Origin of the sequence: Aureimonas glaciei (assembly GCF_014643375.1) — a bacterium.
GTDB lineage: Bacteria > Pseudomonadota > Alphaproteobacteria > Rhizobiales > Rhizobiaceae > Plantimonas > Plantimonas glaciei.
Window position 1 is genome coordinate 201638 of the sequence record NZ_BMJJ01000009.1, and the last position, 17027, is coordinate 218664.

13 protein-coding genes are annotated in these 17027 nt (G+C 68.1%); 8 read left to right on the forward strand and 5 right to left on the reverse strand.

Annotated elements, in window-relative coordinates; translation table 11 throughout:
- Positions 1 to 44: 44 nt before the first annotated feature.
- The gene (locus tag IEX88_RS18325; protein WP_188853448.1) at positions 45 to 1916 is read right to left on the reverse strand and encodes a M3 family oligoendopeptidase; all 1872 of its coding nucleotides are present in this window, start codon (positions 1914 to 1916) and stop codon (positions 45 to 47) included.
- Between the two features lie 614 nt (positions 1917 to 2530).
- Here IEX88_RS18325 and IEX88_RS18330 point away from each other — a divergent pair.
- Together IEX88_RS18330 and IEX88_RS18335 are read left to right on the forward strand one after the other, a co-directional pair.
- Entirely contained in the window at positions 2531 to 4342 is a 1812-nt protein-coding gene (locus IEX88_RS18330; RefSeq protein ID WP_188853450.1) for a peptidoglycan L,D-endopeptidase MepK, read from the forward strand.
- Positions 4343 to 5067: 725 nt separating this feature from the next.
- The gene (locus tag IEX88_RS18335; protein ID WP_188853451.1) at positions 5068 to 5508 is read left to right on the forward strand and encodes a Ros/MucR family transcriptional regulator; all 441 of its coding nucleotides are present in this window, start codon (positions 5068 to 5070) and stop codon (positions 5506 to 5508) included.
- Between the two features lie 461 nt (positions 5509 to 5969).
- Here IEX88_RS18335 and IEX88_RS18340 read toward each other — a convergent pair whose 3' ends face one another.
- Both IEX88_RS18340 and IEX88_RS18345 read right to left on the reverse strand, forming a co-directional pair.
- Positions 5970 to 6230 carry a DUF2312 domain-containing protein gene (locus IEX88_RS18340; RefSeq protein WP_188853453.1) on the reverse strand — a complete coding sequence of 87 codons (261 nt, stop codon included), beginning with the start codon at positions 6228 to 6230 and terminating at the stop codon, positions 5970 to 5972.
- Positions 6231 to 6452: 222 nt separating this feature from the next.
- On the reverse strand, positions 6453 to 6755 hold the full coding sequence (locus IEX88_RS18345) for a DUF1244 domain-containing protein (protein ID WP_188853455.1): 303 nt from the start codon (positions 6753 to 6755) through the stop codon (positions 6453 to 6455).
- A 187-nt stretch (positions 6756 to 6942) separates the two neighbouring features.
- On the opposite strand from IEX88_RS18345, the gene IEX88_RS18350 reads away from it, so the two are divergent.
- The 4 genes from IEX88_RS18350 to IEX88_RS18365 all read left to right on the forward strand — a co-directional run bounded on the left by IEX88_RS18350 (position 6943) and on the right by IEX88_RS18365 (position 11344).
- Positions 6943 to 7860 (forward strand): DMT family transporter, encoded by a 918-nt coding sequence (locus IEX88_RS18350; protein WP_188853458.1) that lies wholly within the window; start codon positions 6943 to 6945, stop codon positions 7858 to 7860.
- A 117-nt stretch (positions 7861 to 7977) separates the two neighbouring features.
- Entirely contained in the window at positions 7978 to 8997 is a 1020-nt protein-coding gene (locus IEX88_RS18355; protein ID WP_188853460.1) for an SPFH domain-containing protein, read from the forward strand.
- Positions 8994 to 9467, forward strand: coding sequence for an NfeD family protein (locus tag IEX88_RS18360; protein ID WP_188853461.1), 474 nt, complete (start codon positions 8994 to 8996; stop codon positions 9465 to 9467). Before IEX88_RS18355 ends, IEX88_RS18360 begins: the two co-directional genes overlap by 4 nt.
- A 110-nt stretch (positions 9468 to 9577) precedes the next feature.
- Positions 9578 to 11344, forward strand: a complete 1767-nt coding sequence (locus IEX88_RS18365; RefSeq protein WP_188853463.1) for an outer membrane beta-barrel protein — start codon at positions 9578 to 9580, stop codon at positions 11342 to 11344.
- A 32-nt stretch (positions 11345 to 11376) separates the two neighbouring features.
- On the opposite strand, the gene galU is transcribed toward IEX88_RS18365, so the two are convergent.
- Positions 11377 to 12282, reverse strand: coding sequence for a UTP--glucose-1-phosphate uridylyltransferase GalU (galU, locus tag IEX88_RS18370; RefSeq protein WP_188853465.1), 906 nt, complete (start codon positions 12280 to 12282; stop codon positions 11377 to 11379).
- 352 nt (positions 12283 to 12634) lie between these two features.
- Between galU and IEX88_RS18375 the strand changes: the two genes are divergently transcribed.
- Together IEX88_RS18375 and IEX88_RS18380 are read left to right on the forward strand one after the other, a co-directional pair.
- Positions 12635 to 13858 carry a lytic murein transglycosylase gene (locus IEX88_RS18375; protein WP_188853467.1) on the forward strand — a complete coding sequence of 408 codons (1224 nt, stop codon included), beginning with the start codon at positions 12635 to 12637 and terminating at the stop codon, positions 13856 to 13858.
- 5 nt (positions 13859 to 13863) lie between these two features.
- The gene (locus tag IEX88_RS18380; protein WP_244640330.1) at positions 13864 to 15390 is read left to right on the forward strand and encodes an SGNH/GDSL hydrolase family protein; all 1527 of its coding nucleotides are present in this window, start codon (positions 13864 to 13866) and stop codon (positions 15388 to 15390) included.
- A 118-nt stretch (positions 15391 to 15508) separates the two neighbouring features.
- Here IEX88_RS18380 and IEX88_RS18385 read toward each other — a convergent pair whose 3' ends face one another.
- Complete coding sequence (locus IEX88_RS18385) at positions 15509 to 16963, reverse strand: glutamate synthase subunit beta (RefSeq protein WP_188853626.1); 1455 nt, start codon at positions 16961 to 16963, stop codon at positions 15509 to 15511.
- Positions 16964 to 17027: the final 64 nt, after the last annotated feature.

Here is a 17027-nt window from a genome sequence, read left to right on the forward strand (position 1 = left end):
CACTATCGCAAGGCGCGAACTTGCGAGAAAGTCAGTGAGATTTATCAGGCGGCCCCGATCGTCCTGCCCTCCGCGTCCATGCCCTCCAGCTCGTCGATGAAGCCGGAAATGACCGCCAGGCCCTTCGACCAGAAGGAGGGATCGGAGGCGTCGAGACCGAAAGGCGCGAGCAGCTCGGAGTGATGCTTCGTGCCGCCGGCCCTCAGCATGGCGAAGTACTTCTCCTGAAAGCCTTCCTCGGAGTTCTGGTAGACCGCGTAGAGCGAGTTCACCAGGCAATCGCCGAAGGCGTAGGCATAGACGTAGAACGGCGAGTGGATGAAGTGCGGGACATAGGTCCAGTAGGTCTCGTAGCCGGCATCGAGATTGATCGAGGGCCCGAGACTCTCCTTCTGCACGGAGACCCAGATCTCGCCGATCCGCTCTGACGTCAGCTCGCCCCGGCGCCGCTCCTGGTGCAGTTCGCGCTCGAAACGGTAGAAGGCGATCTGGCGAACGACGGTGTTGATCATGTCCTCGACCTTCGAGGCGAGAAGCGTCTTGCGCTCCAGCGGCGTGCGCGCGGCGTCGAGCAGCGAGCGGAAGGTCAGCATCTCGCCGAAGACCGAGGCGGTCTCGGCGAGGGTCAGCGGCGTCGGCGCCATCAGCGCGCCCTGGGGGCCGGCCAGGACCTGGTGCACACCATGGCCGAGTTCGTGGGCCAACGTCATCACGTCGCGCGGCTTGCCCATGTAGTTGAGGAGCACGTACGGGTGCGCCGACGGCACGGTCGGATGGGCAAAGGCACCGGGCGACTTGCCGGGCCGGGTCGCGGCATCGATCCAGTTCCGATCGAAGAATTTCGCAGCGATGGCGGCCATGTCAGGCGAGAAACCGGCATAGGCCGACAGCACCGTTTCGCGCGCGTCGCTCCAGGCGATGTCGCGGCGCGCGCCGTCCGGCAGCGGGGCGTTGCGGTCCCAGAATTCGAGCCGGTCGAGGCCGAGCCAGCGCGCCTTCAGCGCGTAGTAGCGGTGCGAGATGGCGGGGTAGCTGGCGACGACGGCGCTTTCCAGCGCATCCACCACGGCCGGCTCCACCCGGTTGGCCAGATGCCGGCTCTCGGCGACATCCTTGAAGCCGCGCCAACGGTCGGAAATCTCCTTGTCCTTGGCCAGCGTGTTGGTGATCAGCGTGAAGATCCTCAGATTCTCGCCGAACACCTTCGCCAGGGCCATCGCAGCCGCCTTGCGGCGCTCGCGGTTCTCGTCCTGCAGGAGGTTCAGCGTCTCCTCCAGCGCCAGATCGTCGCCATCGACATCGAAGCGCAGCGCCGTCATCGTCTCGTCGAACAGCCGGTTCCAGGCGCCATGGCCGGTCACCGACTTGTCGTGGAAGAGCTCCTCGACCCGGTCCTCCAGCTGGTAGGGCTTGTCCTTGCGCAGGTCGACGATCCACGGGCGGTAGTGCGCCAGCGCCGGATGGGCGGCCATCGCCGCATCGAGGGCCGCGTCCGGCACCCGGTTCATCTCCAGCGGAAAGAACAAGAGTTTGGAGGAGATGTCGGTGATCTCGGACTGGATGTCACCGTAGAACTTGGCCCTTGCCGGATCGGACGTGTCGCCGGAATAGACGAGGCCGGCATAGGAGATCAGCCGGCCGAGGATCTCCTCCAGCGCTTCGAGTTCGTGCAGCGCCATGGCGATACCGCCGCCGCCGGGGCGGTCGGCCTCCTCGGCGAGGATCCCCCGCCAGCGCGCCTGGAAGGCCGTCGCCATGGTCGCGCCGCGCGCCAGGTCCGCCGCGATCTCCGGCGCATCCATGCCGGCATAGAGGTCGTCGAGGTTCCATTCTGGCAGGACGCCCGCGCCGGTCGAGGCGGTCGAGGCCCCCATCGTCGGGGCGGCATGAAGGGGTCTGGCGAAGATCTCGGTCATCGGACATGTCCTGTGGGGATCGGCGGAGGGCGACATCACGGGACAGGCTGGCGCCCGTCCGATGCTGCATCTAGGTGTCCGGCCGGCCCCTGTCGACCCGGCCGATCAACGCGCCGCCCTGCCCGTGCAGAGGACAGGCCGGCCATGCCCCGGTCGATCGTCTCCGGACCGACCATCCCTGCTTTCGCGCTCCCTCGCGCCGCGACCCTGCCCGGCGCCGCCGCTTAGGGACCCGCGACCGGTCCGAATCTGTCCGCGCGCGCCGGCGACTTGTCGCGTGACCGGCGGTACAGTTCCCCGCCCGGAACAGCTCGCAGCGCCCGCGATAAGCATATCGGTAGGCGAGCCCGGCAGAATATGGCAGTGTCGAGGCAGGTTCGCCCGACGCAGGACAGGAGAGATCCGAACCTTATGCCAGGCCGACGATACTTTGCCCGACGTCATATCTGGTTAACCCTTTTCTTTTGAATTTCGTGTCAGATGGGTTAAGCGTCATCTTAGCGCCGCAGTCTCGGCGGAGGAAAAGACCGCTGATTATCCTGCGGGACGGGCGTCGCCCCGGGGGATACCCGATCGATGTGGACTTACGAGGGGACGAGTTTCGGATGTGGGGAATGACCGACGTTGTCGGCCGCGCGGTGTTTCGCGTAGCCTCGACCGCCGCCCTGTGCGCGCTCGTCCTGGGCGCCGGTTCGGTGTCGACCCGGGCTGAGACCCGGACGTTGAAATTCTACAATCTGCACACGAAGGAAAAGGCGTCGATCGTCTACAAGACGAACGGCCGCTACAGCGCCGACGGCCTGAAGAAGATCAACTGGTTCCTTCGCGACTGGCGCAAGGCCAAGCCCACGACGATGGACACGCGCCTCCTCGACCTGATCTGGGAAGCCTACCGCCAGTCCGGCTCGCGCGACTACATCAACGTCATCTGCGGCTATCGCTCGCCGGCGACCAACAACATGCTGCGGTCGCGCTCCTCGGGCGTCGCCAAGGAAAGCCAGCACACGGCCGGCCGCGCCCTCGACTTTTTCATTCCCGACGTGCCGCTGAAGAAAATGCGCGAGATCGGCCTGAAGATGCAGGTCGGCGGCGTCGGCTACTATCCGCGCTCCGGCTCTCCCTTCGTCCACTTCGACGTCGGCAATGCCCGCCACTGGCCGCGCATGAGCCGCAAGGAACTCGTCGCCGTCTTCCCCAAGGGCAATACCGTGCACGTTCCGTCCGACGGCAAGCCGTTGCCGGGCTACGAGCAGGCGCTGGCTTCCTATAAGGCCCGCAAGGGATCGAGCGCCATCCAGGTCGCCAATGCCAGCGCTTCTAGCCGCAGCAGCGGCGGCGGCAAGACGCTGTTTGCCGCGCTCTTCGGCGGCGGTGCCGACGAGGAAGACGATGTCGCCGATGCGGAGACCGCGCCGGCCGCCCGCGCCGCTGCAGCGCCGGCACAGCGCCCGGCGGCAGCAGTGCCCGCCCGGACGATCAAGCCCGTCCCGGCTGCCGAGGTGGCGGTTGCCGCCATGGTCCCGAGCACCCGCCCCAATCTCCTGGCCGCCGGCGTTCCGCTGCCGATCCGCGACACGTTCGACACCAGCGTCCCGACCCCGCCCGCCCAGATCGGCGACGCCGCGCCGACCGAGGCCCCAGCTACCGAAGTCGCCAGCCTCGACCTGTCGCGCATTCCGCTGCCGCATGCAGCGCCCGGCCGCTCGGCCGTTCTCGCGCCGACAGCGAACGCCGCACCCGACGAAATCTCTTCGCTGGTCGCCCAGCTGGAAGACGTGCCGATGGCGCGCGACTCCGTCGCCGGCGCGCCGTCGCAGCTCGCCTATGCCGTCCCCATGCCCCGCCAGCGGCCGGCATTCGACAGCGTTCTGCGCGAGAACGGGACGGCGGTCGCCGCGGTCCCGGCAGCCGCTCCGCTCCCCAGCGAGGCGGTGAGGGTCGCCAATGTCGAGGCCGTCAAGCGGATCGTCGATGCGCCCGCCACCCAGCCGACTGCCGTGACGGCGGCGGCGGTTCCGGCCCCGGCGGCGAAGAGCACGTCCAAGCCTGCAGCGCCGCTGCTGCTCGCCGCCTTCGAGGCCCCGAAGCCGTCGCGCAGCGTCGCGGCCATCGCCAAGCTGGATGCGCCCGCCGGTAAGACCGGCCGCCTCTCCCGCACCGCTGCCGCTGGCCAGAAGCAGCCGCAGCCGGCCCCGACCGTGGTGCAGGCAGCGATCCAGTCGCGCATCGAACTGGCGTCCCTCGTCTCGGACCCGGCCGAGCGCGCTGCAGCCGCCGTGGCGCAGAAGCCCAATGCCGACGTGCTGGTCCGCGACGTTCCGACCTCCGTCTTCACCGCGGGCTTCACCGCCAAGCCGCTGGCCGAGGTCCGCAACCACTTCGCCGGCTCCGCCGTGAACTTCCTGCCGGTGGCGAAGTTTCGCTGAGATCCATCGCCCCGGCCGATCGGACGGGGCGCGCTGGCACCGGTGAAACAGGTCTGCCGCGAGGCGCCTGAGGCAGGCCGCGAGTTATGCCCGGTCTTCATGGCCCGCCGCCGGCCCCGGTCGCCGGCACAAGGCGCGCCGGCCCGTTAGCCGGCGACCGCCTCAAAAATCTTCAATCTACTGCCTTTTTCATTGCCCTTTGTGCAGGTCTCTTCGCGCCGCGGCGAAGGCGCGGCAGCGCTTATTTCCCGCGCGCCATCCCGTGGGTCCGACTGAGGATGCGGCCCACCAACCCCAACTCCGGCGCGGACAACAGGCCATGCGGTCGCGGCTGCGAATCACGCCTGGATTTGTTCGCTACCTACTACTTCCGGCTGCCTGCCAAAGGATTGCCGCCGTTGCCCGTGACAATCTGAACAAAATTTAAGGCTGAAGATTCCGGCTGATCATGGCAACGCTGCTCCCTCGATGAGAAAAATTCCTTTGCACGCTGTCACTTCGTCGATCTGTTTCAATCTGTATCGGTGGAAGTCGCCTGCGACGATCTTGTCACTGCCTGATTGCGCCTTGACATTAAGTAACGCAGTATCAATACAAGACTAACGCTAGCGTGCCTGCGACGAGTGAGTTCTGCGATTTGACGGAGTTCTCGCAACCACCGTCAAGCGGCCAGCAACCGGGGCCTGTCTCCCCGCAACAAATCGACCACACGATTGGGTGAAGCTATGGATGAGATCGAGACCATCGAGAATACCGAGATCCTGATGGAACTGACGGCGGAAGTCGTCGCAGCCTATGTCAGCAACAATTCCCTGCCGGTGACCGACCTGCCCGGCCTGATCGCCGATGTGTACGGCGCGCTCGGCAGCACCAAGACGAAGGTCGTCGAGGCCGAGGTGGAAAAGCCGAAGCCCGCAGTGCCCGTGAAGAAATCGGTCACCGACGACTACATCATCTGCCTCGAAGACGGCAAGAAGTTCAAATCGCTGAAGCGGCACCTGATGACGCACTATTCCCTGTCGCCCGAGGAGTACCGGGAGAAGTGGGATCTGGCGAGCGACTATCCGATGGTGGCACCAAACTATGCCGCAGCGCGCTCGCGCCTCGCCAAGCAGATGGGCCTGGGACACAAGCGCCGCAGGGCCGCCGGCCGCGCCGCCGCCTGAGATCATGCCCGGCCGGGTCCCCCGGCCGACGTCCCTGTTGCTGCCGAGGGCGGTGCTGCCACGACCGGCAGGTGACGCGGGTAAGGCCTTTCGCCCGCCGCCAGCCGGACCGCGTGCCGGCAGCGCTTGAGGCTTCGTCGGCACGGGCGGCAACGGCCGCTGCCGGTGCGCACGACCCTGCCCGGCCACAGCGCACGGATCTGAGTTTTGAGTTTGACGAAAAAAGCCCGCGGAAGGGTCCGCGGGCTTTTCACACCGGTGATTTCATTCAGACGAGACAGCGGCGCCAGGCGTCTCCCGGAGCACCGGGAGAGAGAGTACCGAATTCCGTTCCCGTCCGGCGCTACCGCCGAGGCTCGCTTTGCGGGCGAGGGTGAGCAGTTGCCGCCTACGCCCGGCCGCCGGCCGAGGCGCGCCCGACGCCCGACAGGACCCTCGGCCGACGGCCGGGGCCGGTCCGTTCAGACCATGCCGAGGGCCTGCATGTAGAGCTCGAGGATGGCGTCCATCTCCTGCCGCTCGTTCTGGTCCTGCTTGCGGATCGAGACGATCTTGCGGAGCACCTTCACGTCGTAGCCGCGGGACTTGGCCTCGCCGTAGACATCCTTGACGTCGTCGCTGATCGTCTTCTTTTCCTCTTCGAGGCGCTCGATCCGCTCGATGAAGGCGCGCAGCTCGTCGGCGGCGACGTTGGTCTCGGCGGCCGCTTGGGTCTCGCTCATCGGGTCTTCCTTCTAAGCCTTGTCGCGGCAGGAGGACGCCCGCGACCGCCTGTTTCGACTGCTGGAATTGCTCGGCAGCCGTCGGCTGCCCCTGATCGGGGGCCGCGCCACGGCGTCCGGAGGACACCGAGTCGACGGCTCGAACGCGCCACCTAGCAGAAAGCGGCCGCCGTTTGAATGCGTCGGCGCCCGCCATCCACTGCCGCGGCACGCCTGCCGGCACTATTCCTTGTGGGCGCGCGCCGCAAAGGCGGCTGCATCGGCGGCACTCGCTTCGCGCTGGTAGAGCGCGCGCCACTCGTCATAGGGCATGCCGTAGACGATCTCGCGGGCTTCGTCCTTGCCGATCGGCGTGCCGGCCGCGGCCGCGGCCTCGCTGTACCAGTTGGACAGGCAGTTGCGGCAGAAGCCGGCGAGGTTCATCAGATCGATGTTCTGCACGTCGGTGCGCGCGCGCAGATGATCGCGCAGCCGCCGGAAGGCGGCGGCCTCGAGCGCGATTCGGGCCTCGTTGTCGTCAGCCATGGCAGCCGTCTCCTCATTGGATCCTGGTCCCGTCATATCAGGCCAATCCCGCCGCGTTTCAAGCAATCGCGCTAAGACCTGCGCCTGGCCGGCCCGGCGCACCGCTTCGGCTTGACATCGGGGCCGCCCCTCCGCCTATCGGGCCGTACGTCGCCGCGCCCGTCCCCAAAGCCCCCGTGAGCCTGCCATGTCCCTCCGCTCCCCTGCTCCGCCCACCGCGGTTGTCGGCCTCTCCGTCGCCGCGGCCCTCGCGCTGCTCGTGCTCGGCGCCATGGCGATGGCGATCTCCCCGGTCTTCGTGCGCCAGTCCGAGGTCGGCTCCTTTGCCAGCGCTTTCTGGCGCGTCGCCTTGGCGCTGCCGCTTCTCCTCGCCTGGGCCCTTGCCACCCGGGGCTCGGCCACCGAGCCGCTGTGGGCGGGCCTGCGGCGGCCGGCGATTCTCCTCTCCGGCCTGTTCTTTTCCGGCGACCTGATCTTCTGGCACCTCGCCATCGCCCACACGACGATCGCCAGCGCCACCTTCCTCGCCTGCCTCGCCCCGCTGTGGGTGGCGCTGCTGTCGCGTTTCACCATCGGCGAGGCGGTGACGCGGCGCACGATGATCGGCCTTGGCATCTGCGTGCCGGGTGCCGGCCTGCTGATCCTGCATTCGGCGGGCGACGGATCCGGGCAATGGCTCGGCGATCTCTATGGCGTCCTCACCTCGTTCTTTTTCGGGCTCTACTTCCTGACCGTGCGCAGCGCGCGAAAGGATCTCGGCGCCGGGGCGACAACGTTCCTGTCGACCCTCATCACCACCGTCATCCTGTTCGCCGCCGCCGCCATCGCGGCAGAAGGCTTTCTGCCGCCGACCGCTTCCGGCGCCTATAATCTCCTGGCGCTCGGGCTCGTCAGCCATGCCGGCGGACAGGGGCTTTTGACCGTGGCCCTCGGCGTGCTCTCGGCCTCCTTCTCCTCCCTCGTCATCTTCGTCGAAGCCGTCGCCGCGGGGCTGTTCGGCTGGCTCTTCGCCGGCGAAGCGCTGGTGCCGCTGCAACTGGCCGGCGGGGCCCTGATCCTGTTCGGCGTCTGGGTCGCCCGGCCGAGGGCCGCGCCCGTCGCCTGACCGGCCCGGCAATCGGGCCGCGCATCTTGCGCCCGCGGCATCGCGCGTGCACCTAAGAAGACGGAAATTCACGGCACGGGAGAGACACATGGCCTGTTCGGCATCGGGATCTTCGTCATGACCGGCCTCGGCATTCTCGTCATCGCCCTCCTGGTCTTCGGCCTCATCACCCTCTTCGCCATGGTGAAGACGGTGCCGCAGGGCTATGCCTGGACCGTGGAAAGCTTTGGTCGCTACACGCGGACGCTGACGCCCGGCCTCAACATCATCATTCCCTTCGTCGAACGGATCGGCCGCAAGCTCAACATGATGGAGCAGGTGCTCGACATCCCGACGCAGGAGGTGATCACCCGCGACAACGCCTCGGTCGCCGCGGACGGCGTCGCCTTCTACCAGGTGCTCGACGCCCCCGCCGCCGCCTACGAGGTGAGCGGGCTGGAAAACGCCATCCTCAACCTGGTGATGACCAATCTGCGCTCGGTCATGGGCTCGATGGACCTCGACGATCTCCTGTCGAACCGCGACGCGATCTCGGAGAAAATCCTGCGCGTCGCCGACCAGGCGGCCAATTCCTGGGGCATCAAGATCACAAGGATCGAGATCAAGGACATCAACCCGCCGCGCGACCTCGTCGATTCCATGGCCCGGCAGATGAAGGCCGAGCGCGAGAAGCGCGCCGAGGTGCTGGAGGCGGAGGGCCAGCGCAACGCCAAGATCCTGCGCGCCGAGGGCGACAAGCAGGCGCAGATCCTGCAGGCCGAAGGCCTGCGCGAGGCCGCCTTCCGCGAGGCCGAGGCGCGCGAGCGCCTGGCCGAGGCCGAGGCGACGGCGACCCGCGTCGTTTCCGAGGCGATCGCCGCCGGCAATGTCCAGGCGCTGAACTACTTCGTGGCGCAGAAATACACCGAGGCTCTCGGCAAGCTCGCTTCGGCCAACAACCAGCGCGTCATCCTGATGCCGCTGGAGGCCGCCTCGCTGATCGGCTCGATCGGCGGCATCGCGGAACTGGCGCGCGCCTCCTTCCCCGACACGGCCGCGCCGACCGCCGCGTCGCGGGCGCGCGTTCCCAGCACCGCCGCCCCGGCCGGCGGCGGTTTCGTCGTGCCGCCCCGGCCGGGAGGGAGCCAGGACGAATGAGCGCCTTCCTTGCCGACCTCGCACCCTATTCCTGGTGGATCGCGGGTCTCGTCCTGCTCGTCCTCGAGATCGTCCTTCCCGGCGTCTACCTGCTTTTTCCGGGGCTCGCCGCGCTGATCGTCGGCACCAATGTCCTGATCCTCGGCGACAGCCTCGGCTGGCAGCAGCAGGTCGTCGCCTTCGTCATCCTCTCGATCGTCGCGGTGCTGATCGGCCGCCGCTGGTACGGCGCCAAGACCGCCTCCTCCGCGCCCCTCGCCTCTTCCAGCAGGGCCGACCGGCTGGTCGGCAAGACCGCCACTCTGTCGGACGCGATCGTCGGCAACCGCGGCAAGGTCGCGGTCGACGACAGCTGGTGGATCGTTGAGGGGCCGGACCTGCCCCGGCATGCCCGTGTCAGGATCGTCGCCGCCAACGGCGCCATCCTCACCGTCGAGCCGGCAGAGCCGGCCGGCACGCATCAGGGCTGACCATCGGCAATGGCTTTGCGCGGCTTCGGCAGGCTTGCGTAAGGTTGGGTTAACCATGCTCGTTTACCAATCGGCAACATGTCTGCAGCCTGCAAACAGCCGGTGGGGCCGTGATCGACCGATATAGCGAAGCATTGCGGCGGACGAGCCGGCTGGGACTGGTCGCGCTGGCGGTCAGCGGCACGCTGCCCTGCGAGATCGCGCTGGCGCAGAGCGCGCTCACGCCGCCGACGCTGCGGGGCTCGGACCTTCGGCCCGCCGGCGGCAGCGAGACGCTCTCGGATGGCAGCCTGCGCGAGCTGGACGCGGAGGCGGCACCGGGCGGCGCCGCGGCGCCGGACTACGAGCCCTTCAGCCGCGGTTCGGAGGACCTCGCCGACCGCCCCGACGACCCCGATGTCCCGGCGGACGGGGATCCGCTCGCCCCCGCGGCACCGCCACGGCCGAAGTTCAGCCTGTTCGATCCAGCTGAGGAGAGCAATCCGGTGCTGAACAGCGCCGCCCCGCGCGCTCAAGCCAATGCCGCGGAGAACGCCCGCGCCGGGTCCGCGTCGGCCAGACGCGAAGATGCCGAGACCGATCGCAATGGCCGGCCCCTCGATCCTCTCCTGGCCGCCCGCAACCGCGGTCTGCCCGGCGCGGACCTCGCGCAGGCATCGACGGCCGCGCGCTCCTCGCGGGGGGACAGCATTCTCGGCCGGCAGAATCTCGCGATCACCCCGCTGCGCGGCACCATTCCCATCGCCGAGGACGATCCCTTCGCCCCGGTCGGCATAAGGGCCGGCAGTTTCGTGCTCTATTCGACGCTGGAACAGGGGATCGGCGCCTCGAGCAATCTCTCCCGCAGCGCCGGCGGGGAGAGCGGGATGTTCAGCGAAACGATCGCTTCGGCACGGCTTCTGTCCGACTGGTCCGAGGACGAGGCCGAGCTGAATGCCCTGGCCTCCTATCGCCGCAATTTTTCCGGGGAACTGGAATCGGAGCCCAATCTCTCGCTCGACGGGCGCTACAGGCTCGACATCGACCGGCTGACCACCGCGACCCTGCGCGGCGCCATCGCCTATCGCCAGGAAGACCCGATCGACCTCGATGCGGGCGATTCGGTCAGCGAGCGGCCTGATATCCTCACCTATTCCGCCGGCGCCAATCTCGAACGCCAGTTCGGCCGCACCACGGCCAGCCTCGACGCCTCGGCCATCCGGCAGACCAAGACGCAGGCGGTGCGGGCCGACGGGAGCAGCGACCTCGACGAAAGCTATACGACGCTGACCACGGCCTTGCGGGCCGGCTACGAAATCTCGCCGGCGATGCAACCCTTCGTCGAAGGCGGGCTCGGCTACCGCATCTTCGACGAGGACACGACGCCCGACGGCATGGACCGCAATTCGACGATCCCCTCGCTCCGGGCGGGCCTCACCTTCGATCTCGGTGAAAAATTCCTGGGCGAAATTGCCACCGGCTATGCCTGGAACCTGCCGGCAGACGATGGCCTGCCGAACAGCGGCTCGCCCACCTTCGACGGACGGCTGGCCTGGTCGCCGCAGCGTGGCACGGACGTCGTCCTCACCGCCTCGACCAGCTTCGATCCCGACACCGACGGATCGGGCACCTCGACCCTCTACGAGAGTGCCATCGCCTTACGGCACCGGCTGACGCACCGCACCGACCTCACCTCGACGCTGTCGGCCGCCTACCGCGACAGTGAGATCGAGACCGAGGTGGAGACCAGCTACGCCGCAGAGGCCGGCTTCACCTACTGGCTGAACCGCACGCTTGCCTTCACCGGCCTCGTGCGTCACGAGCAGTTGGACAGTCGCCAGGACGGCGACGACTTCACCGCCGATTCGGTTCGCATCGGCCTGCGCCTGCAGCGCTGACCCGGAACGACCCGGGGCAGCGCCGTCTGCGACTACTCCGCCGCTTTGCGCCGGCCGGCCGGCTCGACGGTGTCGAGCAGATTCTGCAGATTGCCCATGACCTTGTCGCGGATGTCCTGGCGCCACAGGGCGAAGGCGACATTGGCCTCGATGAAGCCCTCCTTGGAGCCGCAGTCGAAGGTCCGGCCCGTGAAGTGATAGCCAAAGAACTCCTGCTGCTGCGCCAGCTTGAGCATGCCGTCGGTGAGCTGGATCTCGTTGCCGGCGCCCTTTTCCTGCGTTGCCAGAATGTCGAAGATTTCCGGCTGCAGGATGTATCGGCCGGAGATGTAGAAGTTCGACGGCGCCTCGGCCGGTGCCGGCTTCTCCACCATGCCATCGACGCGAAAGCCGGTGCCGATATCCTCGCCGCGGCCGACGATGCCGTATTTGTTGGTCTCGGCCGGCTCGCACTGCTCGACCGAGATGACATTGCCGCCGGTCTGCTCGTAGAGCTCGACCATCCTGGCGAGGCACCCGCGCTCGGCCTGCATGATCATGTCCGGCAGGAGCAAAGCGAAGGGCTCGGCCCCGACCAGTTCCCGTGCGCACCAGACGGCATGGCCGAGACCGAGCGGCGCCTGCTGGCGGGTGAAGCTCGAGGTTCCCGGCCGCGGCTGCAGCGCGTCGAGCAGATCGAGCTCGGCCTGCTTGCCGCGCTCGGTCAGGGTGCCGACGAGTTCGACCTGGATGTCGAAATAGTCCTCGATGACGCCCTTGTTGCGCCCGGTGACGAAAATCAGGTGCTCGATCCCGGCCTGGCGAGCCTCGTCGACGACGTACTGGATCACCGGACGGTCGACGACCGTCAGCATCTCCTTGGGGATCGACTTCGTCGCTGGCAGAAAGCGGGTACCGAGCCCCGCCACGGGAAACACGGCCTTGCGGATCTTACGCATTTACGAAACTCCTACGCCCCAGGGGCGGTGACGACATGATCAACCCGGCGACAGCGGCATCAAACCGGCAATAGCGGCGGAGCGGGACACCGCTCGGGTGGCCCGGGCGTGCCGCGCTTTCGCCCTGAAATAGCGGCAGACTGGCAAAGGACAAACTGCACCGGCATCCAGCAGGCGATTTCGTGGTAAAGACCCTCTTAACGACCTGCCCGTATGATGGGATCTCGGCCCGAGCCCATCGCCGCGAGGCAGTCGGCAGCCGTTCTCATGCGCAAGGTGGCGCCCCTCTCCGCGACGAATTTTCGGCGGGCGGGGCAGAGCCTGACACGCACGTTCGATCACGGAGCTTATCATGACCGCAACGACCAAGATGCCCCTTTCCCGTCTCGCCGGAATTGCGCTCGCCGCCGTGCTTGTCCTCGGCCATGTCCCGTCGGCCTCCGCCGATGCCGGCTTCCGCCGCTGGATCAGCGATTTCGAGGCGACCGCCGTGAAGGCGGGCGTCAGCAGGCAGGTCTACCGCGCCGCCTTCGCAGGCGTCGACGAGCCCGATCCGGTGGTGATCGAGAAGGCCCGCTTCCAGCCGGAATTCCGCGACACGGTCTGGGACTATCTCGACAACCGCGTGAACGAGGAGGCCGTCGCCGAGGGCCAGGCCCAGCGGGCGCGCCTGGCCCCCTGGCTCGACCGGATCGAGAAGCGCTTTGGCGTCGACCGTGACATCCTCCTGGCGATCTGGTCGATGGAAACCAACTACGGCAAGATCCTGGCGCGCGAAGACGTGGTGAAGCCGCTGCCGCGCTCGCTGGCGACGCTCGCCTATCTCGACAAGCGGCGGGCGAAGTTCGCGCGGTCGCAGCTGATCGCGGCGCTGAAGATCGTCCAGCGGGGCGACGTGTCGATGAAGGGGCTCACCGGCTCCTGGGCCGGCGCGATGGGCCACACCCAGTTCATTCCGACGAGCTATCTCGCCTATGCCGCCGACATGGACGGCAACGGTCATGCCGACATCTGGACGAGCGAGCCGGATGCGCTCGCCACCGCCGCCAATCTCCTGCGCAAGAACGGCTGGCAGACCGGCAAGACCTGGGGCTATGAAGTCGTCGCGCCGGCGAAGCTCTCCAGCATCAAGGGTTCGAAGACCATCGCCGAATGGACCAAGCTGGGCGTGCGCCGCGCCACCGGTCGCGACTTTCCGTCGGGCTCCGAGCGCGCCAACCTGATGATGCCGGCCGGCCCCGGCGGCCCCGCCTTCCTGATGACCAAGAACTTCTTCGTCATCAAGGCCTACAACAATGCCGACAAATACGCCCTGGCCGTCGGCCATCTCGGCGACCAGATCGGCGGCTACGGCCCGCTGGTCAACGACTGGCCGCGGGGCTACACCCCGCTGTCGATGGTCGAGCGGGCGGAACTGCAGCAGCATCTCAGCCGTCACGGCCTCTATGACGGCAAGATCGACGGCAAGATCGGCTCGGGCTCGAAGGGCGCGATCATGTCCTACCAGCGGCAGGTCGGCGTCGATGCCGACGGCAACGCCTCCAGGGCGCTGCTCGACATCATGCGCAGGAAATAACCGGAATGACCGAGGGCCGCGAGAGGATGTCCGGGCAGCGCGCCACCCGTGTGGCGGCGCGGCTGCTCCTCGCCTTCGCGGTCCTGATCTCCGGACTGCTGCCGTCCACCGGCGCCGTCCAGGCGCAGGAGCGGCCTCGCAGCATCCTCGACATGCTCTTCGGCGGCCCTTCGGTCCGCCAGCGTGAGCGCGCCGAACCACCGCCGCGCCGCGTCATCCGCCGCGCGCCGGCGCCGCGGCGGCAAAAGCCGGTCAGTGCCCGCAAATCCGGAAAGGCCGGCAAGGCTTCGTCGCGCGCCACCGCAACTGCCGCCACCGGCGCCGCCGCTGCCGCCGCCGCTGCCGTGGTCGCCAAGCGGGACACCGCCCGGCCTATCCTCGTGATCGGCGATTTTCTCGGCGGATCGCTCGCCGCCGGCCTCGAAGCGGCGATCGCCGACCGCCCCGATCTCAAGATCGTCGATGCCAGCCGCGGCTCCTCGGGTCTCGTGCGCGAGGACCACTACGACTGGCCGAGCTCGATCCCGGCTTTGCTCGACAAGGAAAAGCCGGCCTTGGTCGTGGTCATGCTGGGCTCCAACGATCGCCAGACGATGGAGACCGGCAGCCTGTCGCTGTCTGTGCGCTCGGCGGAATGGACGGCGGAATACCAGCGCCGGGCCACGGCCCTCGCCGCCGCCGTCGGCGCCAAAACGGTTCCGCTGCTGTGGGTCGGCATGCCCGCCTTCCGGCAGAGCGCCATGACCGCCGACATGACCGCGCTGAACGAGATCTACCGCCAGGCGGCGACCAGCGTCGGCGGCGAGTTCGTCGACATCTGGGACGGGTTCGTCGATGCCGACGGGGCCTTCACCTATTCGGGGCCGGACACCGCCGGCCAGCAGGCGCGGCTGCGCAACGAGGACGGCATCACCATGACGACGGCCGGCCGGGACAAACTGGCCTTCTTCGCCGAGAATCCGATCCTGCGGATTCTGGGCGCCGATGGCGCCATCGCGGCGACGTCGGAAACGCCGTCGAAGCCGATGCCGGTGGCCAATCCCGCCACCGCTACCTCGGCGCCGCTGCTGGCCCTGACCGACCCGGCGCTCGGCGGCGGGGACAGCCTTCTCGGCGGCGCCCCGGCGGCCCGCAAGGCCCCGGTCGCCTCGCCCCGCGACAGGCTGGTGACCGCAGGCCTGCCGGGCGTCAAGACGCCCGGTCGTGCCGACGCCTTCGCGTGGAATCCGAAGAGCCCGGCGGTGGCGCCGAGCACTCCGGCCGCTCCGCTGGATACGGCCGACCCCGTGGTGGTCCGCGGCTCCGTCGACATCAATGCGCTGGCCGGCCCGCGGCAGCCGCCACCACCGATGCCGACGCTCGCCGACGCGATCATCGAGGACTGGTCGAAGTCCCAAGCCGGTCCGCAGGGCAAGCCAACCTCCCCTCTGCCGGCGGCGGACGGGACGGGCAAGTCGGTGCCAGCGACGGCCGGCAACCCGGCGGTCGGTGGCCCGCCGGGAAACCTGCCGGTCGGCGGGCCGCTGCGGTAGCCGCGTCAGCCGCTACGAAGTCCGTCTTCGAAGGACCCTCGCGCCCGCGCCTCGCCACTTTCCTCGTGCACGCGCTTTGCCATCTCCCCAAACGGAGAGCGGCCCGTCGGACCTCCGCTCAGCGCGGCAGGGTGGTGACGCCCATCAGGTCAAGATCGATCGCCCGCGCCGCTTGGCGACCCTCGCGGATCGCCCAGACCACCAGCGACTGGCCGCGGCGAACGTCGCCGGCGACGTAGAGCTTGTCCATCGAGGTGCGGTAGCTGGTGTCGTCGGCGGCCACCGCGACATTGCCGCGACGATCGGTGGTGGTGGCGAGGCTCGCGCCCACCTCCGCCATCAAGCCCTTTTCCATCGGACCGGCGAAGCCGATGGCGATGAAGGCTAGATCGGCCTTGATCACGAACTCGCTGCCCGGGATCGGCTTGCGCGCCGCGTCGACCTCGGCGCACTTCACGCCGGTCAGGTGCCCGTCCTCGCCGGTGAATTCGAGCGTCGCCACCTGGAACTCGCGGATGGCGCCTTCGGCCTGGCTGGAGGAGGTGCGCATCTTCGTCGCCCAATAGGGCCAGACCTCGAGCTTGTTCTCGGTCTTCGGCGGCTGCGGCCGGATGTCGAGCTGCGTGACCTTGACCGCGCCCTGGCGGAAGGCGGTGCCGACGCAGTCCGACGCGGTATCGCCGCCGCCGACGACGACGACATGCTTGCCGCCGGCCCAGATCTCCTGCGAACTCCAGCCGACGCTGTCGATCTTCTCGCCGCCGACGCGGCGGTTCTGCTGCACGAGATAGGGCATGGCGTCGTAGACGCCCGACAGGCTGCCATGCGGGATGCCGGCATCGCGCGGCCGCTCGGCGCCGCCGCAGTAGAGCACCGCGTCATGCGCGCCGAGGATCTCGGCGAGCGGCGTCGTGCCGCCCACCTCGACGCCGCAGTGGAAGGTGACGCCCTCCCCCTTCATCTGCTCGACGCGCTTGTCGATCCAGTGCTTCTCCATCTTGAAGTCGGGAATGCCGTAGCGCAGCAGGCCGCCCGGGCGCGACTCGCGCTCGTAGACATGCACGTCGTGACCGGCGCGGCCGAGCTGCTGGGCGGCGGCGAGGCCCGCCGGCCCGGAACCGATGACCGCGACCTTCTTGCCGGACTTCGTCGTCGGCGGCTGCGGCCGGATGAGGCCGAGCTTGTAGGCCTTGTCGGCGATCGCCTGCTCGACGGTCTTGATCGCGACCGGCGTGTCCTCGAGGTTCAGCGTGCAGGCTTCCTCGCAGGGAGCGGGGCAGATGCGGCCGGTGAATTCCGGGAAATTGTTGGTCGAGTGGAGGTTGCGGATCGCGCCCTCCCAGTCGTTGGAATAGACGAGGTCGTTCCAGTCGGGGATCTGGTTGTGGATCGGGCAGCCGGTCGGGCCGTGGCAGAAGGGAATGCCGCAATCCATGCAGCGCGCCGCCTGCTTGCCGACTTCCTCGTCGGACATCGGCAGCGTGAATTCGCGGAAATGCCGGATTCGATCGGAGGCCGGCTGGTATTTCTGCGTCTGCCGGTCGATCTCGAGAAAACCCGTCACCTTGCCCATGTTCATCCCACTCTCTGTTCGTCGACCCACGGGCTTTTCCCCTGCAGGCGCGCATGTCTTCCGG